Origin of the sequence: Nesterenkonia muleiensis (genome assembly GCF_003600155.1) — a bacterium.
GTDB classification, from domain to species: Bacteria; Actinomycetota; Actinomycetes; order Actinomycetales; family Micrococcaceae; genus Nesterenkonia; species Nesterenkonia muleiensis.
The window spans coordinates 1-23,559 of sequence record NZ_QWLD01000032.1; the positions used below are offsets into that span (position 1 = coordinate 1).

Below are 23,559 nucleotides of genomic sequence, written 5' to 3' on the forward strand. Positions count from 1 at the left end.
AACCCATCAGAGGCGGAACAGGGCACGCCCTAGCGGCTTGACGAAAACCATAGAGGCACCCCCGAATCAGCCCAGCAGAACACCGCAGAAGAAGAGCCCATCGGCCCCGAAAACTACGGCACCTCAGCTACAGCCGAGGAAGGCCTCTGGGCCAGGAAAAGGCTGGGCAGGACGAGGATGACACGCCCAAGCCATACACACATTCTGGCCAATAACCCCCAATAACCCAGAAATGAGTGCACCCCCGTCCCCTTACTTCCCCTTGTTTTCGGGGTTTTTGGGAGGACGAGGGTGCGGTTGTGACCCCAGCGGGATTCGAACCCGCGTTACCGCCGTGAGAGGGCGGCGTACTAGGCCGCTATACGATGGGGCCCTATTCAGTTTGGAGGAATTTCCATCCCTCATAAGTAATGCCCCCGTCTCCGGGAGCTTGGATAGCCTATCAGGCCATCTGTCTGATGTTCAAATCAGAGCGCTGGGCTACTAGGACTCGAACCTAGAACGACGGTACCAGAAACCGCTGTGTTGCCAATTACACCATAGCCCAATGCTTTCCGGCCCAGCCGGGGCAACAGCACTCAATCCTACAGCACGCTGTGACCGGACAACAACTCAGTGGTGAGAATCAGCCCCGCACCTCGACCAGGTCGCGGAAACGAGCGATCCGCTTCAGCGAGGACTCACGTCCCAGCAGTTCCATGGACTCGAACAGCGGCGGTGAGACTCTGCGCCCGGACACCGCTGAGCGCACGGCGCCGAAAGCCTTGCGAGGTTTGAGCCCCAGGCCATCGATCAGCGCCTGACGCAAAGCGGCCTCGATGTTCTCCGTGTTCCAGTCCGGCTGGGCAACACTCTCCAGAGCCGAGCTGGCGGCGTCGAGCGTCTCCAGGACCTGATCCCCCAGTCCGCTGTAAGCCTTCTCCTCGATCTCCAGGGCCTCGTCGGGCACTAAGAGGAAAGCCATCATATCCGCGCCCTCGGCCAGCAGGGCGATGCGCTCCTGCACCAGCGGGGCGGCACCGTCGAGCAGTTCGGCTTCGCGCTCTGAGAGCTCCTCCCCGACCAGCCCCAGAGCACGCAGATACGGCACCAGACGGTCTCGGAAGTCCTGAGCTTCGAGCTTGCGGATGTGGGTGCCGTTGATCGCCTCGGCCTTCTTCACATCAAACCGTGCGGGGTTGCCGAGCACATCGGCGATGTCGAAGTTCGCCACCAACTCCTCCACGGTGAAGATGTCCTCATCAGCAGACAACGACCATCCCAGCAGGGCCAAATAGTTCAGCAGGCCCTCCCGGATGAACCCGCGGTCACGGTGGTGGAAGAGATTCGACTCCGGGTCCCGCTTGGAGAGCTTCTTGTTCCCCTCCCCCATCACATAGGGGAGGTGCCCGAAGGCCGGCAGGTATTTGGCCACGCCCACGGCGTAGAGGGCGCGGTAGAGGGCGATCTGGCGCGGTGTTGATGACAGCAGGTCTTCTCCGCGCAGCACATGGGTGATTTCCATGAGCGCGTCATCTACTGGGTTGACCAGGGTGTAGAGCGGCTGGCCGGTGGCGCGGACCACCACGAAGTCCGGGGTGGAGCCGGCCTTGAAGGTGATCTCTCCCCGCACAAGATCAGTGAAGGTGATGTCCTCATCCGGCATGCGCAGCCGCAGCACCGGCTCCCGGCCCTCGGCCCGGAAGGCGGCGATCTGATCGGCGGTCAGCTCGCGGTCGTAGTTGTCATAGCCCAGCTTGGGGTCACGCCCTGCCGCCTTGTGACGCTCCTCGACCTCGGCCGGTGAGGAGTAGGACTCATAGATGAACCCTGCCTCGGCCAGCTTGGCGATCACGTCCTGGTAGATCTCTCTGCGTGCTGACTGCCGGTAGGGCTGGTGCGGTCCACCGACCTCAGCGCCTTCGTCCCAGTCGATGCCCAGCCAGCCCAGTGCCTCCAACAGTTGGTGGTAGGAGTCCTCGGTATCGCGGGCCGCATCAGTGTCCTCGACCCGGAAGATCAGCTTCCCGCCGGTGTGCCGGGCGTAGGCCCAGTTGAACAGTGCGGTGCGGATCAGTCCCACATGCGGGGTGCCGGTGGGTGAGGGGCAGAAGCGAACACGCACCGGTGTGGTGGTCTCCACAGCCGGGATGTCACGGGGAGCAGCAGCGGGGGTACTCATGGTCAGGTGGGGTTCTCCTTGGAAGGTGAGGTCAGGCGTCGTCGTCTGCTCAGGCGCGGAAGGTGTTGAGGAGGGTGCCGATGCCCTCGATCTCGGCCTCAAAGGTGTCCCCGTCGGAGAGCAGACCCACCCCGGCCGGGGTGCCGGTGAGGATGACATCGCCGGGCAGCAGGGTCATCGCCTGGGAGATGTAGGAGACCAGCTCGGCCACGCCGAAGATCATCTGCGAGGTGTTCCCGTCCTGAACGGTGGTGCCGTTGTGCGTGCCAGTGATGCGCAGCGCCTCCGGGTCCAGCTCGGTCTCGATCCAGGGGCCCAGCGGCGCAGAGCCGTCGAAGCCCTTGGCCCGGGCCCATTGGTTGTCAGAGCGCTGAGCGTCGCGTGCGGTGAGGTCATTGGCCACGGTGTAGCCGAAGATGACCTCCGGCACCCGTTCCAGGGGCACGTCCTTACAGATCCGGCCGATCACCACGGCCATCTCGGCCTCATAGCTGACCTGATCCGAGAAGCTGGGCAGGGTCACCGGCTCATCGGGCCCGACGACAGCGGTGTTGGGCATCAGGAACAGCAGCGGGCTGCTCGGCAGCCCACCACCCATCTCCTCAGCGTGGGCGGCGTAGTTCTTGCCCACTCCGACCAGTTTGGAGCGCGGGATGATCGGGGCGACCAGCCGGACGTCGTCGAGCTGATGAGTCTGCCCGCTCTCCTGAATGCCCTGATAGAAGGGGTCCCCGGTCAGCTGGGTGATGATCTCTTCACCGGGCTCGCCGGTGACCACTCCGTAGACGGGGTCGGAATCGGTGACGAATCGTGCAATGCGCATGAAGACACTCTATCGTTTTGGGACTGACCAGTTCCCATTGTGGAACTGGCGGGATCCCATTTGGGCGTTGGCCCGCTGACTCTCTGGCAAGATAGTTGCTATGAGCAACGATTCTTCTGCCCCACGTGGTCCCGCCCGCACTCCCCGACAACTGGCCGATCAGTTCGTCCATGGGCTCGCCGAGCTCGAGCCCGCAGTGGCCACTATGCTCGGCCTGCGCCCAGGCGACGACCGGATGCCGGACTTCTCCCCCGCCGCGGCCACAGCCCGCGCGGAGCTGGGACGGCGGGTGCTGGCGGAGTTGGACGCCTTGGAAGCAGCCTCCGGTGCCCAGGGCTCAGGGGCTGGCGGCTTCGATGAGGTGGAGGACCGATGCGCCAGGCTGCTGCGCCAGAAGATCGGCGTGGAGCTGGAAGCCTACGAGTCCGGCGAGAGCCTGCTGGTGCTGCGGAACATCGCTTCACCCATCCACAACGCCCGTTCTCTGTTCCTGATGATGCCGGCCGGCACTGATGCGGACTGGTCAGTGATCGCCCGCCGCCTGGCCGCCTTCCCGCAGAGCTATGACTCGCTGATCGAGACCCTGGAGGAGGGACGGCGCTTAGGCCTCACCTCAGCGCCACGCCAGGTGGAGACCATCATCACTCAGTTGGATGCCTGGCTGACCGGCGGGCCGGGACAAAGCGGACACCCCAGCTGGTTCCACGAGTTCGTGGCCGGCGGCCCGGACTCTCTGCGCACCGACCTGGACAGAACCGCCGACGACGCCGCGGCAGCCGTGGCGTCGATGCAGCGCTATCTGCGCGATACCTACCTCCCCGCCGCCCAGGGGACCCCCGATGCTGCCGGCCGGGAACGCTATCTGCTCAACACCCGCCGGTTCATGGGGGCCAGCATCGACCCCGAGGAGGTCTATGCCTGGGGCTGGCAGGAGTTCACGAGGATCGACGCCGAGATGCGAGAACTGGCCGAGCAGATCAGGCCGGGCGCCACCCCGGTGGAGGCCATGGCCTGGTTGGATGAGCACGGCCGCCGGGTGGAGGGTGTCGAGGAGGTCCGCGACTGGCTGCAGAACATGATGGACAACGCCATCGCCGAGCTCGACGGCACGCATTTCGACATCGCCGAGCCGATCAAGGAGGTGGAGGCGATGATCGCGCCCTCGGGCTCAGCGGCTGCCCCGTACTACACCCGCCCGTCAGTGGACTTCTCGCGCCCGGGCCGCACGTGGCTGCCCACGCTGGGGCGGACCGTGTTCCCGATCTACGACCTGGTCTCCACCTGGTATCACGAGGGCGTGCCGGGCCATCACCTGCAGTTCGCCCAGTGGGCGCATGTCTCCGGGGAGCTTTCCATCTACCAGACCACCCTGGGTTCCTCCTCCGGGATGACCGAGGGCTGGGCGCTCTATGCCGAACGCTTGATGGACGAGCTGGAATATCTGGACCCCGAGGAACGGATGGGGTACCTGGACGCCCAGATGATGCGCGCCATCAGGGTCGTGATCGACATCGGCATGCACTTGGAGCTGAGAATCCCGGAGGACTCCCCGCTCGCCGCAGAACAGACCTGGACCCCTGAGCTGGCCGGAGACTTCTTCGCCATGCATTCCGGGCGGCCGAAGGACTTCATCGACTCCGAGATTGTGCGCTATCTGGGCTGGCCCGGTCAGGCAATCAGCTACAAGCTCGGCGAGCGCGCCTGGCTCAACGGTCGTGAGGCCGCTCGCGCGGCCTATGAGTCACGCGGGGAGGACTTCGATCTGAAGGCCTGGCATATGAAGGCGCTGAGCCTGGGAGCCCTGGGCCTCGACGATCTTGAAGAGGCTCTCGCTGACCTATAGCTCACGGCCGCTGCCTGACCGGACGCACGATGATCTCATTGACGTCGACGCTCGGGTCAGCGTTGATCGCATAGCTGATCGCCTCGGCGATCGCTGAGGCAGGAATCGCGTTGGCGCGGTATTCTCGCATCGCTTCACGTGCCTGCGAGTCCGTGATGGTCTCCGCAAGTTCCGATTCGGTGACACCCGGGGTGATGGTGGTGACCCGAAGCGAAGGGTCGGATTCGATCCGCAAGCCTTCGCTGATCGCCCAGGCGGCATACTTGGTCGCACAATAGACCGCTCCTGTGGGGACCACCTCATGCGCTCCGACTGAGGCCACGGTGATGATGTGGCCGGCTTCTTGCGCCCGCATGACCGGCTGCGCAGCAGCGATCCCATGGAGCACGCCGCGGATGTTCACATCGATCATCCAGTTCCATTCTTCGATTCTTCCCTCCGCCAGGGCGGATAACGGCATGACTCCGGCGTTGTTGATCATCACGTCCAACCGGCCGTAACGCTCGGTGACATGATCGACTGCTTTCTTGACGCTGTCTGCTTCGGTGACGTCCAGGTGCAGTGTCTCAGCGGTGCCACCGGCCTGTTGAATCCGGGCAGCCAGCTCCTTGAGCCGGTCGGCACGGCGAGCGCCGAGGACTACAGTGTGCCCGTCCTGGGCAAGCTGTTCGGCGGCAGCGGATCCGATGCCGCTGGAAGCTCCGGTGATGAGCACGGTCTTCGTTGTGTGAGCAGTATTTCCGGTCGCGGTATTTCTGATCATGGCGTTCCTTTCTCGGTGGGACAGGCCCCACAATTCCGGGATCATCGCAGCCGGACCAGGCCGCACTCCACCTGGCTGCGCGAGAGGGGCTGTGGCAGGGCCAGGCTGATCGCCGTGGTTCTGCCTAAGCTTGGTGAGCATGGAGATCGGTGAGTACTTGCGCAGCCTGCGCGCACGGCTGGCGCCTGAGGCCCTCGGGCTGCCAGGGACCGGGCACCGCCGCGTGACCGGGTTGCGTCGCGAAGAAGTCGCTGTGCTGGCGGGCATCAGCGTGGACTACTACCGCCGGCTGGAGCAGGGCCGGGAGCGAAATCCCTCCGCTCAGATCGTCGAATCCCTGGCCCGAGGCCTGAATCTCTCCGCGGAGGAACGGCGGCATCTGTTCAGACTGGCTGGCTATAGCCCGCCGGTCCAGGCAGCGGTCGACACGGTCCGGCCCGAACTCGCCCGGCTGCTCAGCCGCTGGCATGACCAGGCGGCCTTCGTACTCACGGGGACCCTCGATGTGCTGGTGCCGAACGCTGTAGCCCAGATGCTCTTCCATCCGCTGTCACAATCGAAGAATCTGGCCCGGATAGTATTCCTGGACCCGGCAGCCCAGACGTTCTACCTGGATTGGGAACATGTCGCCCAGGACACCGTTGCAGTGCTGCGGCACAACTCCACCTTGGTCCCGGCAGCCAGCTTCGAGCCACTTGTTGAGGAGCTGAGCACAGCCAGCGATCACTTCCGCACGCTGTGGTCGCGCCAGCAGGTGCGTGGCAAGACCCATGCGGCCAAGCGGATGCGACACCCTGAGGTCGGCGAGCTGACCTTGGAGTTCACCGCCCTGGACATTCCAGGCACTCCGGGGCATCAGGTGGTGATCTATGACGCCGAACCGGGTACCTCCTCCGCAGAGTCCTTCGCCTTACTGCGGCTTCAGGCACACAGCACACATCTAGGGAGCACCGAGACCATTGACCTCTGCGCTGAGCATCACCGGAGCCCACGTCCACACCAACGCTGGGCAGACCAGCACAGGGCAGAGAGTTCAGACTGATCTGCAGGTAGTAGGAACCCGCATCTCAATCCATGAGATCTCGCAGGATTCTGCATATCTGATCAATGCCGCAGGAGCCTCAGTGGTGCCACTACTGGTCAACACCGTTTTCGAGGATCCTGAGCCACCGGCGCCGGACGCCTTCGATCTGAAGCCCGGCAGGCCCGCAACCTTCGCAGTGGTCAGGGGCAGGGTCAGCAGCGCCCAGATCACACAGATGCTGGTGGTCCAGCCGCAGGACCTTGTGGCCCTCGTCATCGACGGAGAGCTCATCGCCTTCGCTGGCGCACCACAGAGGGCAGCGGGCACCGACAGGCTGGACACCGGCGATCCGCGGCTGGGTCCGTGGACCGACAGGCGGCGTGCAATGACCCAGTATCTGACTCAGGACGGACGCTACACCGAAACGCGCAATGGGCGTCGCCATGCCTACACCGGACACTTCTGGCTCAACGGGGATCGCATCACGTATCTGGACGACACCGGGTTCTGGGCATTCGGCCAGTATCACCGAGGAGTGCTCCACCACGCCGGATATATCCTGCGCCCGGGTGAGTCAGGATAAGACTCAACCCAGCTTGTGGAGCCAGCCGTGCCGGTCCTCGACGGTGCCGGTCTGGATGCCCAACAGCTCATCGCGGATAGCCTGGGTCACCTCACCGGTGCCGGTGGAGGCGATGCTCTTGTCCCCGTCGACCAGCTCGCCGATCGGAGTGATGACTGCGGCGGTGCCGCAGGCGAAGACCTCGGTGATGGTGCCGTCGCTGACCCCTCGGTCCCATTCGTCCAGGGTGATCCGCCGTTCTTCCACTTTGAGACCACGGTCCTTGGCCAGCTGGATGACTGAGGAGCGGGTGATGCCCTCCAGGATGGTCCCGGTGAGCTCGGGGGTCAGCAGTCGCCCGTCATTGGTGACCAGGAAGACGTTCATGCCGCCGAGCTCTTCGATGGCGTTCTCATGCAGAGGGTCCAGGAACAGCACCTGCTGACAGCCGTTGTCAGCCGCCTGCTGCTGGGCCACCAAAGAGCCCGCGTAGTTGCCGCCGGTCTTGGCCGCGCCGGTGCCGCCCGGTGCGGCACGCACATAGTCGCGGGAGACCCAGATCCGCACCGGCTTGAGCTCTCCGCCGAAGTAGTTGCCGGCCGGGGAGGCGATGACACGGTAGCTGACCTCGTGGGCCGGCCGGACCCCGAGGAAGGCCTCGGAGGCGAACATGAAGGGACGCAGGTAGAGGGCCTCCCCGTCACCGGAAGGCACCCAGGCCTTGTCGACTGCCACCAGCTGCTCCAGGGACTCGATGAACAGCTGCTCGTCCAGCTCCGGCAGGGCAAGCCGGCGGGCGGAGGTGTTCATCCGCGCCGCATTGGCCTCAGGCCGGAAGGTGTAGATGCTGCCGTCAGCGTGCCGGTAGGCCTTCATCCCTTCGAAGACCTCCTGGGCGTAGTGCAGCACACTGGCTGCGGGATCCAGGCTGATCGGGCCGTAGGGCTCCACCCGCGGGTTGGTCCAGCCATCCTGCAGCGTCCAGTCGATCACTGCGGTGTGGTCGGTGAAGTTGGTGCCGAATCCGGGATCCTTGAGGATCTCAGCGATCTGCTCCAGCGCGGTCGGGCTGGGGTGCTCGGTGTAGGAGAAGGCTGTCATCTGCGGTCCCTTCAGCTGATGCGGGCGGGTGTGTGGAAAGTCTAACGGTGCTCAGGCTGCGGGCAAGGCCCCGGCAGTGCTGCGGACGGCGGCCACATAGGCCTCACCTTTCTCCACGGTGCTCAAGCTGGTGCCTGACCCCTGTTCGGCCCAGCGGGTCAGCTGGCTGTGCACCGCCTGCTCGATCCGCTCCGCCGCGGAACTCAGACCGAGGTGATCGAGCATCAGTGCGGCGGAGAGCACCGCCGCGGTGGGGTCGGCGACGCCCTTGCCCGCGATGTCCGGGGCCGAGCCGTGCACCGGCTCGAACATGGACGGGGCGCTGGAGTCCACATTGATCGAGGCGGAGGGGGAGAGCCCGATGCCGCCGGTGACAGCCCCGGCCAAGTCGGTCAGGATGTCACCGAAGAGGTTGTCGGTGACGATGACGTCGAAGCGTTGGGGGTCGGCGACCATATGGATGGTGGCCGCATCCACATGCATATAGTCCCAGGTGACCTCTGGGTATTCGGCGGCGATACCCTCCACAGTGCGCCGCCAGAGACCACCGGCATGGGTGAGCACATTGTGCTTGTGCACCAGGGTCAGCTTCCCGCGACGGGCCTGTGCCCGCTCAAAGGCATCGACAACGACGCGGCGGACACCGTGGGCGGTGTTCAAGGAGACTTCAGTGGCGATCTCCTGCGGCGTGCCTGTGCGCAGAGTTCCCCCGTTGCCCACATAGGGACCTTCGGTGCCCTCACGGACCACCACGAAGTCGAACGCCTCATCGGAGGCCAACGGGGTGGTGACCCCAGGGTAGGTCTTCGAGGGCCGAAGGTTCACCGCGTGGTCGAGCTCGAAGCGCAGCTTCAGCAGCAGGTCACGTTCGATCACTCCGGAGGGGATGCGCTTGTCCTGCGGGTCGGCGCCGACGGCGCCGAAGAGGATCGCATCGTGGGTGCGCAACCTCTCCAGGGTCTCGTCGTCGAGCGTCTCGCCGGTCTGCACCCAGTGGCCGGTGCCCAGGGTGTATTCGGTGTAGCTGAGGGCGACGTCGTTGTCCGTCAGTGCTGCGTCGAGGACCTTGCGGGCCTCAGCGACCACCTCCGGGCCGATGCCGTCGCCGCCGATCACCGCGATGTTAAAAGTTGATGTCATAGGGTCTCCTCACTCGAACCTCACAGCGGTTGTGAGCTCTCACAGGTCTCTAGGTGCAGTGTTCGCCTGCCGCGGTGACGAACAGGTCAGTCGTCCTCATGGCGGGGGAAGATGGGCTTCGGCTTGGCGATATGTATGCCCGGCTCCAGCCGCTGCCCGAAGGCTGCAAAGGAGCGGGGTCCCTCGTTCGAGGCGTTGGTCGCCCCGGCGTCGCCCGAGGGCGGCACGCCCAGGGCGTCCAGCAGCTTGGTGGCGGACTCCGGTATGACCGGCTGGATGAGCAGCGCCACCTTCCGGAGAACCTCGGCGGTGACATATAGCACGGTGCGCATGCGGACCTCGTCGGTCTTCTTCAGCTGCCAGGGGGCCTGATCGGCGAAGTAGGCATTGGCCTCGCCGAGCATGTACCAGGTGCGCTCCAGGGCGCGGTGGAACTCTTGGACCTGGTAGGCCTCCCGTGAGATCCCCAGCAGAGAGTCGGCTTGCTCCAGGATCGCCCGGTCGGCCTCGGCGTACTCGCCGGGTTCAGGAATCGCGCCTTCGCAGTTCTTCACGATCATGCTCAGGCTGCGCTGGGCGAGGTTGCCCAGATTATTGGCGAGGTCGGAGTTCTTCCGGCCCACCACGGCGTCGTGGGTGTAGGAGCCGTCCTGGCCGTAGGGGAACTCACGCAGCAGGAAGAACCGCACCGCGTCCAGGCCGTAGGTGTCCACCCAGGCATCGGGTGCGACCACATTGCCCACCGATTTGGACATCTTCTCCCCTGCGTTGTGCAGGAACCCGTGGATGATGACCCGCTTGGGCAGCTCGAGCCCCGCGCTCATCAGGAAGGCGGGCCAGAAGATGCAGTGGAAGCGGGAGATGTCCTTGCCGATCAGGTGCAGGTCGGCGGGCCAGAACTTTCCGAAGGCCGCGGAGTCGGTGTCCGGGAATCCCACCCCGGTGAGGTAGTTGGTGAGGGCATCCACCCAGACGTACATCACATGCTCTGGGTTTCCCGGCACGGGGACACCCCAGTCGAAAGTGGACCGAGAGATGGACAGGTCATTCAGCCCGTCCTCTACGAAACGGATGACCTCGTTGAACCTGCTGCGCGGGCCTCCGAAGTCGGGATTCTTTCGGTAGAAGTCCAGCAGCGGCTGCTGGTACTTCGAGAGCCGGAAGAAGTAGGACTCCTCCTCCACCCAATGCACTTCGGTGCCGGTCTCGATGCTGTACCGCTCCCCGTCCTGACGGACCTCGGTCTCAGACTCTGCGTAGTAGGCCTCGTCGCGCACCGAGTACCAGCCGGAGTACTTGTCCAGGTAGATGTCTCCGGCCTCCACCATGCGCCGCCAGATGTCCTGGGAGGCCTGATAATGGTCGGGATCGGTGGTGCGGATAAACCGGTCGTAGGAGATGCCGAGCACCTCATCGTCGACCTGTTTGAACACCGCGGTGTTCTTATCGACCAGCTGCTTCGGCGTCAGTCCCTGGGCTTCGGCGTTCTGCTGCACCTTCTGGCCGTGCTCGTCGGTGCCGGTGAGGAAGAAGGTCTCATAGCCGTCGAGCCGCTTGAACCGGGCCATCACATCGGCGGAGATGTACTCATAGGCATGACCGATATGCGGCACACCATTGGGGTAGGTGATCGCGGTGGTGATGTAATAGGTGGGCTTGTCTGCCATGAGGTTCAGTCTCTCAGTTCTCCTCGAGGTCCACTTCGGCGGCCAGCGCGGCGTCGACCTCAGCGGCGATGGTTTCCAGCACTCCTGGCGGCAGCGCGGTATCCACCGATAACACCGCCAGGGCCCGGCCCTCCCTGGTGTTCTGGGAGACCTGCATGCCGGCGATGTTCACCTGGTGCTCACCGAGGATCCGTCCCAGGGCCCCGACCACGCCTGGCCGGTCGGCGTATTCGAAGACCACCAGATGGTCGGTCAGTGCGATCTCCAGGTCATAGCCGTTGATGCCGACGATCTTCTGGATCTGCTTGGGCCCGGTGAGTGTGCCGCGCACCGACAGATTCTGGCCCGAGGAGGTGGAGGCGCGGATGGTCAGGGCGTTGCGGTAGTCATCGACATCGGTGGTGGTGGTCAGCCGGGTGGAGATCCCCCGCTGTTCGGCCAGCACCGGAGCGTTGACATAGCTGACCGGGTCGTTGACCACATCGGTGAACACGCCCTTGAGCGCGGCCAGCTGCAGGGCGGAGACGTTGAGCTCGGCGATCTCGCCGGCAGCCTCGGTCTCGATGTCGGTGAGCGCCTCGGAGCTCAGCGCGGTGAGCACCCGGCCTAGCTTTTCGATCAGCGGGATGCCGGGGCGGACCAGCTGATCGATGGCACCGCCTGCCACATTGACCGCATCGGGCACCAGCTCACCGTCCAGGGCGAGCCTGACCGAACGGGCCACCGAGACCCCGGCCTTCTCCTGGGCCTCGTGGGTGGAGGCGCCCAGATGCGGGGTGACCACCACGTTCTCCCGTGTGAAGAAGGGCAGGTCGGTGGAAGGCTCGGTGGCGAAGACGTCCACAGCGGCCCCACCGATGGTCCCGGCAGCCAGGGCCTCTTCGAGGTCGGTCTCGTCAATGAGCCCGCCGCGGGCGACGTTGACCAAGAAGACCGAGTCCTTCATCTTCGCGAAGGCCTCGGCGTTGAGCATCCCGACCGTCTCCGGGGTCTTCGGCATGTGAATGGTGATCACATCGGCCTTGGCGTAGAGCTCGTCCAGAGTGACCAGCTGCGCGCCGAGCTGATGGGCCCGGGCGGAGGTCACATAGGGGTCGAAGGCGAGGATCTCCATGCCGAAGGCGGCCATGCGCTCGGCCACCAGACCGCCGATCCGGCCCAGGCCGATGACGCCGAGGGTCTTCTCGGAGAGTTCGATGCCGGTGTACTGGGAGCGCTTCCACTGGCCTGCGGTCAGCGACTGGTGGGCCGGTGAGATCCTGCGCGCCAGTCCCAGAATATGAGCGCAGGTCAGCTCGGCGGCGGAGGTGATGTTGGAGGTGGGCGCGTTGACCACCATCACCCCGGCGGAGGTGGCCGCGGTGATGTCCACATTGTCCAGGCCGACCCCGGCGCGAGCCACCACCTTGAGCTTCTTGGCGTAGCCGAACACCTCGGCGTCGACTGTGGTGGCTGAGCGCACCATCAGGGCGTCGGCATCGGCGATATCGGCGAACAGCCGGGGCCGGTCGGTGCCGTCGGACTGCCGGATCTCGAAGTCGGGGCCCAGGGCATCGACGGTGGCTGGTGAGAGCTCCTCAGCAAGGACAACTACTGGTCTGGTCACAGGTTCCTTCTTCTCAGGACGGTTGAAGTCAACGGGTGGGGGTGGCCCGGCGTGCCGGGCCACCCCCACAACTCTAGTACTAGATGAGCACCGGTGTTGACTGGACGACCTCATCCGGAATCACTCATCAAGTCTGCTCTACCGGCTACATTTCTCAGGCACAGCATGTCAGGTTCTTCAGTGAGGTCCTTGATGAACGGTGACCGATCACGGGGATCTGGACATCCAAGCCCCAGGTGAGGAAGCGTTCTCTTCCTCGAGCAGTCTCAGATGCTCCCGGAGGGGGTCGGCCCGAGGCGACTGCGCGGCTTCGAAGAAGCCGAGTGCAGCCCGCCACTGCTCTACCGCCGCTGGCCGATCACCAGCTTTATCCAGGCAGTCGCCCAGCATCTTGCGCGATTGCCCCTGTTCAAAGGGATCCCCGATCTCATCGGCGAGAAGAATGCCGGCGCGAGCATGCTCCCCAGCGGCGTTCAGATCCCCGAGATGCAATTGGCAGGTGCTGATGTTGTTCAGCTGAGTCACCTCGTGCTGTCTCAGTGCGGTCTGCCGTGCCCGCTCCAATGCCCGCTGACACCACGGCAATGCGGCTGAATAGAGGTTCCGGTGGATGAGGGAAGATGCCAGATTACTCTGGGCCACCACAATGCCGGCTGCGTGATCTGTCTCTTCAAATATGGACAGAGCCTCACGAGCACGCCGCTCGGCTTCCTCATGTTCTTTCAGTGAGATCAGCACAGACGCCAGATTCGCCAACCCGCGTGCCAGGCTGAATGGATCACCCACCCGGCTGCCAATCTCCACCGATTGTTCTAGGGCGTGGCGACCCTCAGCGATCCGTCCAGTGCGGTCATAGAGTCCTGCGAGGTTGTTCCAGGCGAATCCTGCCATGCCCCAGTTCCCCAGTTCCGAAGAGAGTTCGATGCTCCTGCGGTACCTCTGCTCAGCCCCAACGTTGTCTCCCGAGCGTTCCAGCACGATACCGTAGGCATTGAGCATCGTCACCTCCTCCTCGGGGTACTCCCTCACCAATGGCTCCACTGCGCCGAAGTGATGCTGGGCGTCTCTGAATTGTCCAGCCCAGGTAAGCACCGTTCCCAGATCCACGCGCGCACGGACTTCGCCTTCACGGTCTCTGAGATCTTGAGCCTGCCGCAAAGCCTTGCTATGAAGGGCCAGCGCCTCCCCGAAGCGTCCGACTCGCAGCAACCCACCCACCATGGTTTCGGATATCTGATTGATCCCAGCTATGCCTGCAACCTGTGAGTCCTCGTGCGCGATCAGCAAGAGGAGATCGGTACAGTCTTCGAAGAACTCAGTAGCCTGATCTTGACTCATCTTCACAAGGTCGACCTCGCTACGCGGTTGTCTCGGGTGCTTTCCCTGAGACTGCGTGATCATCTGATAGGCCGACCACGCGCGAGTGACGATGTTCGCCATCAATCGAGCATGCGCCTGGCTCCGCCACACAGGCGGATCGTTATCCAAACTCACATCGGCCGCGTGCACACGGAGCAGGCTGTGAATGACGTAGCGCTTCGGCCGCGGCATCGTCAGCAAATGATGCCGGACGAGTGTGCCGAGAGCCGACTCCGGATCCTCGACCTCGCCACCAGCTAGAGCCAAGGCACACTCATGGTCCAAAAGCGCCACAGGATGAACCGCCAGTAAACGAAACATGGTCTGCACTTCAGGCGAAAGCGTTCGGTACGAAGCATCGAATGCCGCTGCCACGTCGTCGTTGAGTCGTAAGCTGTGTTGCCTGGCGCTCACCAGACTCACGTGGTCCGCCAGTGTCCAGCCCTGCTGGACTGCGACTCGCGAGGCGACCAGATTCACCGCCAGCGGCAGATTGGCCGCAGCATGAATCAGTGATGCAGCGGCCTCAGGCTCTTCAGCAATGCGCGCCTGTCCAATGGAAGAGCTGAGCAGATCTAACGATTCGTCGTCAGTGAAGACATCGAGCTGAATATGAGCGAAGCTCCAGTGGGATCCAACGAGGTGGTCGGCAGTGGCCTGAGCAGTCTCCGGGTGCAGCCGGCTGGTCACCACAACGTTCAGTCCACTCGGTTCAGGAAGAATGCGCTGAACCTGTTCCACGCTGTGCGCGTCGTCCAGCACCAGCAGGTGCTGTCTCTGCTGCAGTATACTGCGGAGCTTTTCAGCTTTGGCTTCCTCGCTGACCGACCGCTCATGATGCGGCACACCGATCAGGCGCAACAGGCCGTCCAGCACAGCAGAGGGGTCCGCCGGCGGCCCCTCAGCGCTGAATCCTCGCAGATCTGCAAGAAGCGCTTGCGTCTTGTTATCCTGCGCCTTGAAAAGTCGTGCCGCTTCAAAGGCGAGTTGTGATTTTCCGACCCCGGGCATTCCAGATATCCAGAACAAACCGCCCAACAGGATGTTTTCCAGATGTTCTTCACGCCCAATGAATTCAGAGGCAGCATCCGGTACACGTTCGGTCACTGTGACCACGTGAGCTGCTGTCAGCCGACGCTGAAGCGCACTCAGAAGCGACTCCCACCGGTGACGCTCCGATGTGTCCGCAGTGAGTGCGAACACTATGTCCAAGACAAGTCGTGCGTCCAATCGTTTCCGACCGTCTCTGAAACAGTCGTACACGGTGATGCGTCCGACCTGCGCCTCGCTGTCCGGCAACCCCTGTTTCTTCCGGTTCTGAGTGATGCGACGTGCAATCGCGGTGAAAGATAGATTCCCATGATGCCCGCGAAGATCACGCAGCATTGAAGCAATATCAGACCACGACTCCGGCACTCCAGACACTGTGGGTGCAGTTTCCTTCTGACTACTCAACGGCATACTGGAGTTCTTTCTCTCAGGAAATCTCAGGCGCGAGAATGACTTCACCATAGGGTTGCTTTTCAGAGATAACAGTAACCTCATCCCATCAGCTGAGTCCTTACTCTGCACTTCGCATCGTTCGGAATTGTTCGAAGTTGATGACTAAAGCCCTATCGCATCACCAAAGTGTGTTGTGTCGCCATGGGTCTGCACCCACAGCGGTGACATTATCACCGGCTCGACACGGAACGGTGCCGGTGCCAGAGGAAGCACTTCGTGAGTAAGGACAACACACATTCATGAGCAGAGACACTCGTATCAGCGCTAAGGGCAGCGGGGAGGCGCCCTTGAGACGTCGCACCATCGCGCTGCTCACCGCATCAGCGGTGACACTGGGCATCGGAGGTTTCACGATGCTGCCAGCAGCGGCATCTAACCCCGCGGACACCGCAAGCGTCGAAGAACTCGAACACGACGAGCCGGATGAGAACGATGACTCAGGGGTTTCCGGCAGCACCGAGGATGATGAGGATGCTGACACTCCAAAGGTTGAGGACAGCGTCGAAGCTGATGGTTCTTCTGAGCTTGAGGATTTCATTGAGGCCCTTGCGGCCGCCGCCCCTGAGGAAGACTCTGAAGAAGATGCGCTTAGCGAGATTGACGATGAGACAGCGGCTGATCATGAGGCTGTTGCTGGGGAGGTCTCTGAGCGCGTTGAAGAGGGTGACTCAAAGGACCATAGTGAGACTTCCGAGAAGACCGAGCATGAAGGCTCTGCCGATGACATGAGCATTGAAGCTTTGAATGACGGTCACGTCATTGTTCCCCATGACCTTGAGGAGAGCGGTGAAGCACAGGGCATCGCGGAAGATGCCAACGATGTTGATGCACAGATTCTTACCGCTGCCGCCAGCTCACTATCAGACATCACGGTCTTTCTGACGCCGGATTCCCTCAGCGAATACAGTGTGGCGGTGACAGGAGTCGAGATTGCCGGAACCGGACTCGAGACCGGCGAGATTGTCACGCTCCACCTTGACGGGGTGGACATCATTACCCTCGAAGCCGACCAGCAGGGCCGGTTCTTTCACCGTCTGACGGACCGTCTCTTTCCAGGAACATATAAGGTCAGCGCGGTCACCGACGGCGGAACGGCCGAACGCGACTTTACGGTGATTGAGGGCGGATTCGAACCAGAGCTCTCGCTTGGCATCACCGATACATGGACCGGTGAGTCAAGAATCTCCGAGTGGGATGTGCAGCGCATCGGATTCTCCGTTGACGCCTACGGGTTTGCCCCTGAGTCTGCTGTGAGCATTCTCCTCGGAAACGATGTCGTCGACGAGGTCACCACTGACGAGGCCGGGCTTCTCACCAGTCATGTCTCAGCAGCACTTACTCCTGGCACTCACACCATTGCACTCACCGCTCCTGAGGGCAACGCATCCACAGAGTTCGAGGTGGTGTCAGATGATGATTATTACGACGACGAAGCCGAGGATCTCGAGGCGAGACTGTCTAGGACGGTAGTGACCCAGTCCGAGGTCGCAGCGGGTGAGCTGTCGGTGCAGGCCCGCGGATTCCCTTTCGACGCGGCCTTGGACCTCTATCTCAATGACGACCTCATCGCCGGCAACGTTCCTTATCAGTCCGGCACATGGTATGAGTACGTATTAGACGAAGTACCGGTGGGCGAACATGTTGTGACGTGGCGTCACGGTGTGGGGAGCGCCTCAGCCTCTTTCACCGTAGTGGCCGATGAGCAGGGCACTCCGCCCCCCGCGGGCGCCTACGCGGGAGAAGCTGCCACCAGCGATGACTCGTCCGTTCCATTGACGTTCACCATCGATGAGAACGGCGTGCTCACGCAGTTCTCGGCCCCGCGGACCTTCGTCTGCGTCGGCGTGGAGGGCATCCCCACTGATCCGTTCGAGTTCGACTGGGATGCCCCCGCCACGCCGATCACCGTGGATCAGCCTTTCGAGATCCGCTGGGGGCATTATGAAGGGGACATCAGCTTTGTCATTTCTGGCATCGTCCATTCCGACGGAACCGCCTCAGGTGAAGCCCGCTGGCTGATTCCATGCTTCGGGGCCATCCACGATCACTGGACCGCCCAGACCGACGTGGTGCCCGAGCCAAGTCCCAGCCCCACAGAAGAGCCGACTCCCACCGAAGAACCGACTCCGAGCCCGACTGAGGAGCCCAGCCCAACCGAGGAACCAACTCCCACCGAAGAACCCGCCCCTACAGAAGAGCCCACACCAACAGACGAGCCGACGTCTGACCCTACTCCCACAGCGGATCCCTCTGAGCCGCCTACAGACCGTCCAGACTCTTCTGACCTTGACGAAAGCAACAGCGGAGGAGTTGAGGCACCGGGACAGGCCGAAGCCGGTGACACCATCACCATCCGGGTTGACACCAGCTATGCCGGTGCACTCCTCAGTAGTTGGCTGTTGCCGGATGAGATTCATCTGGGCGCCGTCACGGTCTCAGAAGAGGGTACTTTGAGTATCACCGTGCCTGACAGCACGGCGGGAGACAAGCAGATCGCCATCTACGGTGAAGATGGTCAGCTCATCGGGTGGACTCCCCTTACTGTGCAGACACGTGAGGTCGCCCCGCCTGATGTCACACCAGACGATGATCAGGACCCTGTCGACGCTGGCGAAGCTCCCATCAGCGGTGACCAAGGCGACGGCGCATCCACCGATCCGGATCAGGAAGAGGTGACCACGGAAGAAATCAAGGACACTGCCGATGCAAGTGCTGGAACTGCCGAGTCACAGGAAGCATCCGCTGAGGATGGTTCGGCTCTGGCCGCAACAGGTGCCGACATTCGCTTGGGCCTGATCGCGGCTCTGGTGCTGCTGGCAGGCACCGGACTGCTGCTGATCGTCAGGGGAAGAGTCCACGCCAGCAAGTAGGCAGATACAGATTCCTGCCCGTGACGGTGGGGCTCGATGAACCTTAGGGTTCATCCAGCCCCACCGTCTTAGGCACTTCACAGCTCGTGAGCTGCAAGCGAAGCAGGGCCCTTGACGTCAGGAACCCGTGCAAACGCTGGCGGTTTGTTTGTGCGGGCCACGTCAGGGAGCAGCGACTTCTGGCGTGAAGGCTGGCGCGAGCCAGCCGAGAGCGGAGCGGGCTCTGCCCGCCCGCGGGACTAACGCGCAGCGGTGCCCTCGGTGTAGTCGTCGTCGTTGGGGATCCAGGAGAACAACTTGCGCAGCTCACGGCCGGTGGGCTCGATCGGGTGGCTCTGGTTCTTCTCGCGCAGCTGCTGGAACTCTTTGGCCCCGTTGCGCTGATCGTTCATGAACCGCTCGGCGAAGGCGCCGGACTGGATGTCGGCGAGCACGCCCTTCATGTTCTCCTTGACCTCCTGGGAGATCACTCGCGGGCCGGAGACGTAGTCGCCGAACTCCGCGGTGTCGGAGATGGACCAGCGCTGCTTGGTCAGGCCACCTTCGACCATGAGGTCCACGATCAGCTTCAGCTCGTGGAGCACCTCGAAGTAGGCGATCTCCGGCTTGTAGCCTGCCTCGGTGAGGACCTCGAAGCCGTACTGGACCAGCTGCGAGGCACCGCCGCAGAGGACGGCCTGCTCACCGAAGAGGTCGGTCTCGGTCTCTTCGGTGAACGTGGTCTCGATGACCCCGGCTCGGGTGCCGCCGATGCCCTTGGCGTAGGCCAGGGCGAGGTCCTTGGCCTGACCGGTGGGGTTCTGCTCCACGGCGATCAGTGCGGGCACACCGCGGCCGGCCTCGTATTCCCGGCGCACCACGTGGCCGGGGCCCTTGGGGGCGACCATGGCGACGTCCACATCGGCCGGGGGCTGGATGTAGCCGAAGCGGATGTTGAATCCGTGGGAGAAGAAGAGCGCGTTGCCGGACTCCAGGTGGGGGGCGATCTCTGTGGTGTAGACATCAGCCTGGTGCTGGTCCGGGACCAGCATCATCACAATGTCACCGGCCTTGGCAGCCTCGGCCACAGTCGCCACCTTCAGGCCCTGCTCCTCGGCTTTGGCACGGGAGGACGAGCCCTCTTTCAGCCCGACGACGACGTCCACACCGGAATCGCGCAGGGAGAGCGCGTGAGCGTGGCCCTGGGAGCCGTAGCCGATGATGGCTACTGCCTTTCCGGCCAGCAGGCCCAGGTCGGCGTCGTCGTCGTAATAGAGATCAGTCACGGTGTTCTCCTTGTAGTGTGTGGTGATCGAGGTCTGTTTACTTGATGGGTTTCTCAGCCAGGACTTTTTCTGACATGGATTTGGCTCCGCGGCTGATGGCCAAGGTGCCCGAGCGGACGATCTCCCGGACACCGAAGGGCTCGAGCACACTCAGCAGCGCGTCGAGCTTATCGGCCGCCCCGGTGGCCTCCACGGTGAGCGAGTCAGTCGAGACGTCCACGATCTTGGCGCGGAAGAGCTCCACCGCCTGGGTGACCTGCAGCCTTGCCGAGGCGTCGGCCCTGACCTTGATCAGCAGATGTTCGCGCTGGACGGAGCTGCCCGGTTCCAGCTCGATGATCTTGATGACGTTGATCAGTTTGTTCAGCTGCTTGGTGATCTGCTCCAGCAGCTCAGCATCGGCATAGACCACCACGGTGATGCGGCTGAGCCCGTGGACCTCTGAGGGACCCACGGCCAGGGAATGGATGTTGAAGGCCCGGCGGGCGAAGAGCCCGGCGACTTTGGCCAGGACGCCTGGGACGTCTTCGACCAGGACCGAGAGTGTGCGACGCTTTTGCATGGTCAGTCCTCCTCGTCGAAGTCTGGGGTGAGGTTCCGGGCCACCTGGATGTCGCTGTTGGAGACTCCTGCCGGGACCATGGGCCACACCATGGAGTCGCGGGAAACTACGAAGTCGATGACCACTGGGCGATCGTTGATCTCCAAGGCTTGGGCGATGACCGCGTCGATGTCCTCGTCGCGTTCGCAGCGCAGCCCTACGCAGCCATAGGCCTCGGCGAGCTTGACGAAGTCGGGGATGCGGACGATCTCCTCCCCGCTAGGGTTCAGCGCAGTGTTGAGATCGGTGTTGGAGTAGCGGGACTCGTAGAAGAGCGTCTGCCACTGACGGACCATGCCCAGGGACGAGTTGTTGATCACGGCGACTTTGATGGGGATGTTGTTGATCGCGCAGGTGGCCAGCTCCTGGTTGGTCATCTGGAAGCAGCCGTCACCGTCGATGGCCCACACGGTCCGGTCCGGGTTGCCGACTGCCGCACCCATGGCGGCGGGGACTGAGTAGCCCATAGTGCCGAGCCCGCCGGAGTTGAGCCACTGACGGGGCCGCTCGTAGCCGACGAACTGAGCCGCCCACATCTGGTGCTGGCCGACGCCGGCTACATAGACCGCTTCCGGGCCTGAGGCTTGGCCGATCTTCTGGATGACCTTCTGCGGTGCGATGGCGCCGTCTTCGGGGGCGGTCCAGCCCAGGGGGTAAGTCTCCACCAGTCTGCTGAGACGCTGCCACCAGGAGCCGAGGTCGGGACGCTGAAGCTTGGTGAAGGCCTCCTCCACCGCGGTCTTCAGCTCAGGGATGATCTCTTTGAGCGAGCCGACGATCGGCACATCTGCATAGCGGTTCTTGGAGATTTCGGCGGGGTCGATATCGGCGTGGATAACCTTGGCCTCGGGGGCGAAGGAGTCCAGCTGGCCGGTGACCCGGTCGTCGAACCGGGCTCCGAGGGTGATCAGCAGGTCAGCCTGCTGCAAGGCGGCCACGGCGGAGACGCTGCCGTGCATGCCTGGCATGCCGACGTTGAGCCGGTGACTGTCCGGGAAAGCACCGCGGGCCATCAGAGTGTTGACCACTGGGGCACCGACTGCCTCGGCAAGCGCGGTGAACTCTTCGGCGGCTTCAGCCTTGATGAGTCCACCGCCCACGTAGAACACCGGCTTACTGGCCGCGGCGATGAGCTTGGCAGCCTCCCGCACCTGTTTGGCGTGGCCCCGGGTCACCGGTTTGTATCCGGTCAGGCCGATCTTCGGCGGCCAGGAGAAGGCGGTCTGGGCAGTCTGGGCAGATTTGGTGATGTCCACCAGCACCGGCCCGGGACGTCCCGAAGAGGCGATGTGGAAGGCCTCGGCCATCACCCGGGGGATTTCGTCGGGATCAGTGACTAAGAAGGTGTGCTTGGTGATGGGGGTGGCGATACCGACGATATCTGCCTCCTGGAAGGCGTCTGTGCCGATCACTGAGGCATTGACCTGGCCGGTGATCGCCACCATGGGCACCGAGTCCATATGGGCGTCGGCCAGCGCGGTCACCAGGTTGGTGGCGCCCGGCCCGGAGGTGGCGAAGCAGACTCCGACCTTGCCGGTGACCATCGCGTAGCCCTCTGCCGCGTGGCCGGCACCTTGCTCATGACGCACCAGGATGTGGTTGAGCTGCTGGGAATCCATCAGCGGGTCATAGGTGGGCAGGATGGTGCCGCCGGGGATGCCGAAGACATCGGTGACCCCGAGTTCCTCGAGGCTGCGGATAATCGCCTGGCTGCCGGTGACAGTTTCGGGCGCAACACTGCGCCCGGGCCCGTAGAGCCGGCGGTCGGCCGTGGTGGTGGTCAACATGGTCACTGTCCAATCCCTATCTGCCCCTGCACAGACGAAACCCCGGCCAGCGGAGTCCCTGTGCGGGGCCCTCGTGCCGGGGTTATCGATCGGTTTGCGTCAGTTCGTGATGAGCTTTACCGTTCACGCCCCGGCGGGGGCAATGACGGGTACTACTACCACTAGCATCTGGCGCATGTCTCTATACTTCCGCCCTTCCGTGATCTGAGTCAACCCCCGCCACACCTGTCTCACTATTCGGACGCTCTATGGCCTCCCTGCCGGGCAAGGCGGCTCAACGCGCTCATCAGGGATCTCTCATTCTCGCTGGGCGAGGGCTCGATGCTCATCACCTGTTCAGCAATCCGCTGCCCTAGTTCCGCGGTGTCGCTTCCCATCTCCGGTCCGGCCATGGCCGGCAGCTCCGCCAGGACGGAGGCGACCGCGGCCTCCAGGGCCAGGGCCGCCTGACGCTCACCCCACCCAGCAAGGCACAGCGCAGCCGAGAGTGCGGCCGCGGCGGGATTCGCCCAACCTCTGCCGGCGATATCCGGGGCCGAGCCGTGCACCGGCTCATACATGCTGGGGGCTGATCCTGCCGGATTGTAGTTCGCGCTGGCGGCCAGCCCCAGACCACCCTGCACCGTGGCACCGAGGTCACTGATGATGTCTCCGAACAGGTTGTCTGTGACCACCACGTCGAACCGCCCGGGGTCCAGCGGCAGATGCTGGCACATGGCGTCGGCGTGCACATAGTCGTGCTGCACCCCGGGGTAACGCTGCGCGATGTGCTCAACCGTCTCCTGCCACAGCTGTCCGGCGTGGACCAGGATGTTGGTCTTGTGGCACAGCGTGACCCGGCGACGTCGCGCCTGGGCCAGGCGGAAGGCGAACTCCACGGCTTCTGCAGTGGCGGTGGCGGTGGTCAGTGAGTTCTGGATGGCGACCGCGTTCTCTGTGCCCAGGTGGGAGAGGGACCCGCCTCCGGTGTACAGGCTCTCGGTGTTCTCCCGGATCACCACCAGATCGCAGTTCTCCGCGGTCACGCCCCTCACGGGGCTCTGGACGCCGGGATAGAGACGCACCGGGCGGATATTGACCGATTGGGAGAAGGCAACCCGCAGGGCGACGATGAGGCCGCGCTCCAAAACGCCCGGAGCCACCCGGGGATCACCGACTGCGCCCAGGAGGACGGCATCGTGGGCTCTCAGCGCTGAAACGGTGTGGTCGTCCATGACCTGTGCGGTGCGCAGGTAGTTCTCAGCGCCCAGGTTGAAATCCGTGGTCTCCAGGGTGAAGCCGAACCGTTGCGCCGCGGCTTTCATGCCGGCTAGTGCTGCCGCGGTGACATCTGGTCCAATTCCATCGCCTCCGATGACGGCCAGTGTGTATGAGCTCATCTGTGTTCTGGTCCTCTCGGTGGTGACCTGCGGCGGGCTGCGTCGAGCCGGATTCTGGGATGAGGCTTGACCGCAGAGTGTGATCTGGATCAAACTATCACTGAT

Annotated in this window: 16 protein-coding genes and 2 tRNA genes; 4 read left to right on the top strand and 14 right to left on the bottom strand. The window is 63.4% G+C overall.

Annotated elements, in window-relative coordinates; genetic code table 11:
* Positions 1-300: 300 nt before the first annotated feature.
* The 4 genes from DVO78_RS08520 to DVO78_RS08535 all read right to left on the bottom strand — a co-directional run bounded on the left by DVO78_RS08520 (position 301) and on the right by DVO78_RS08535 (position 2,984).
* Positions 301-373, bottom strand: a tRNA-Glu gene (locus DVO78_RS08520).
* Between the two features lie 102 nt (positions 374-475).
* Positions 476-547: transfer RNA gene (locus DVO78_RS08525), tRNA-Gln, on the bottom strand.
* Between the two features lie 78 nt (positions 548-625).
* Positions 626-2,161 (bottom strand): glutamate--tRNA ligase, encoded by a 1,536-nt coding sequence (gene gltX, locus DVO78_RS08530; protein ID WP_120004395.1) that lies wholly within the window; start codon positions 2,159-2,161, stop codon positions 626-628.
* Between the two features lie 49 nt (positions 2,162-2,210).
* Complete coding sequence (locus DVO78_RS08535) at positions 2,211-2,984, bottom strand: fumarylacetoacetate hydrolase family protein (protein ID WP_120004396.1); 774 nt, start codon at positions 2,982-2,984, stop codon at positions 2,211-2,213.
* A 100-nt stretch (positions 2,985-3,084) separates the two neighbouring features.
* On the opposite strand from DVO78_RS08535, the gene DVO78_RS08540 reads away from it, so the two are divergent.
* A complete protein-coding gene (locus tag DVO78_RS08540) occupies positions 3,085-4,827 on the top strand; it encodes a DUF885 domain-containing protein (RefSeq protein WP_120004397.1) in 1,743 nt (580 codons plus the stop codon).
* Position 4,828: 1 nt separating this feature from the next.
* Here DVO78_RS08540 and DVO78_RS08545 read toward each other — a convergent pair whose 3' ends face one another.
* Positions 4,829-5,590 carry an SDR family oxidoreductase gene (locus DVO78_RS08545; protein ID WP_120004398.1) on the bottom strand — a complete coding sequence of 254 codons (762 nt, stop codon included), beginning with the start codon at positions 5,588-5,590 and terminating at the stop codon, positions 4,829-4,831.
* 139 nt (positions 5,591-5,729) lie between these two features.
* Here DVO78_RS08545 and DVO78_RS08550 point away from each other — a divergent pair, with 139 nt between their 5' ends.
* Both DVO78_RS08550 and DVO78_RS08555 read left to right on the top strand, forming a co-directional pair.
* Entirely contained in the window at positions 5,730-6,632 is a 903-nt protein-coding gene (locus DVO78_RS08550; protein WP_238385210.1) for a helix-turn-helix transcriptional regulator, read from the top strand.
* Between the two features lie 85 nt (positions 6,633-6,717).
* Entirely contained in the window at positions 6,718-7,197 is a 480-nt protein-coding gene (locus DVO78_RS08555) for an Atu4866 domain-containing protein (protein WP_202912134.1), read from the top strand.
* 3 nt (positions 7,198-7,200) lie between these two features.
* On the opposite strand, the gene DVO78_RS08560 is transcribed toward DVO78_RS08555, so the two are convergent.
* From DVO78_RS08560 to DVO78_RS08580, 5 genes are all read right to left on the bottom strand, one after another.
* The gene (locus tag DVO78_RS08560; RefSeq protein ID WP_120004399.1) at positions 7,201-8,277 is read right to left on the bottom strand and encodes a branched-chain amino acid aminotransferase; all 1,077 of its coding nucleotides are present in this window, start codon (positions 8,275-8,277) and stop codon (positions 7,201-7,203) included.
* Positions 8,278-8,328: 51 nt separating this feature from the next.
* Positions 8,329-9,417, bottom strand: coding sequence for a 3-isopropylmalate dehydrogenase (locus DVO78_RS08565; protein WP_120004400.1), 1,089 nt, complete (start codon positions 9,415-9,417; stop codon positions 8,329-8,331).
* Between the two features lie 86 nt (positions 9,418-9,503).
* Entirely contained in the window at positions 9,504-11,084 is a 1,581-nt protein-coding gene (metG, locus tag DVO78_RS08570) for a methionine--tRNA ligase (RefSeq protein ID WP_120004401.1), read from the bottom strand.
* A gap of 13 nt (positions 11,085-11,097) precedes the next feature.
* Positions 11,098-12,690 (bottom strand): phosphoglycerate dehydrogenase, encoded by a 1,593-nt coding sequence (serA, locus tag DVO78_RS08575; RefSeq protein WP_238385211.1) that lies wholly within the window; start codon positions 12,688-12,690, stop codon positions 11,098-11,100.
* A 207-nt stretch (positions 12,691-12,897) separates the two neighbouring features.
* Positions 12,898-15,156 (bottom strand): tetratricopeptide repeat protein, encoded by a 2,259-nt coding sequence (locus tag DVO78_RS08580; RefSeq protein ID WP_162301580.1) that lies wholly within the window; start codon positions 15,154-15,156, stop codon positions 12,898-12,900.
* A gap of 635 nt (positions 15,157-15,791) precedes the next feature.
* Between DVO78_RS08580 and DVO78_RS17750 the strand changes: the two genes are divergently transcribed.
* Positions 15,792-18,422, top strand: coding sequence for a hypothetical protein (locus DVO78_RS17750; protein WP_202912135.1), 2,631 nt, complete (start codon positions 15,792-15,794; stop codon positions 18,420-18,422).
* A gap of 239 nt (positions 18,423-18,661) precedes the next feature.
* On the opposite strand, the gene ilvC is transcribed toward DVO78_RS17750, so the two are convergent.
* The 4 genes from ilvC to DVO78_RS08605 all read right to left on the bottom strand — a co-directional run bounded on the left by ilvC (position 18,662) and on the right by DVO78_RS08605 (position 23,454).
* A complete protein-coding gene (gene ilvC / locus DVO78_RS08590) occupies positions 18,662-19,687 on the bottom strand; it encodes a ketol-acid reductoisomerase (RefSeq protein ID WP_120004404.1) in 1,026 nt (341 codons plus the stop codon).
* A 37-nt stretch (positions 19,688-19,724) separates the two neighbouring features.
* The gene (ilvN, locus tag DVO78_RS08595) at positions 19,725-20,249 is read right to left on the bottom strand and encodes an acetolactate synthase small subunit (protein WP_120004405.1); all 525 of its coding nucleotides are present in this window, start codon (positions 20,247-20,249) and stop codon (positions 19,725-19,727) included.
* Between the two features lie 2 nt (positions 20,250-20,251).
* Complete coding sequence (locus tag DVO78_RS08600) at positions 20,252-22,075, bottom strand: acetolactate synthase large subunit (protein ID WP_120004440.1); 1,824 nt, start codon at positions 22,073-22,075, stop codon at positions 20,252-20,254.
* Positions 22,076-22,308: 233 nt separating this feature from the next.
* Positions 22,309-23,454, bottom strand: a complete 1,146-nt coding sequence (locus tag DVO78_RS08605) for a 3-isopropylmalate dehydrogenase (protein ID WP_120004441.1) — start codon at positions 23,452-23,454, stop codon at positions 22,309-22,311.
* Positions 23,455-23,559: the final 105 nt, after the last annotated feature.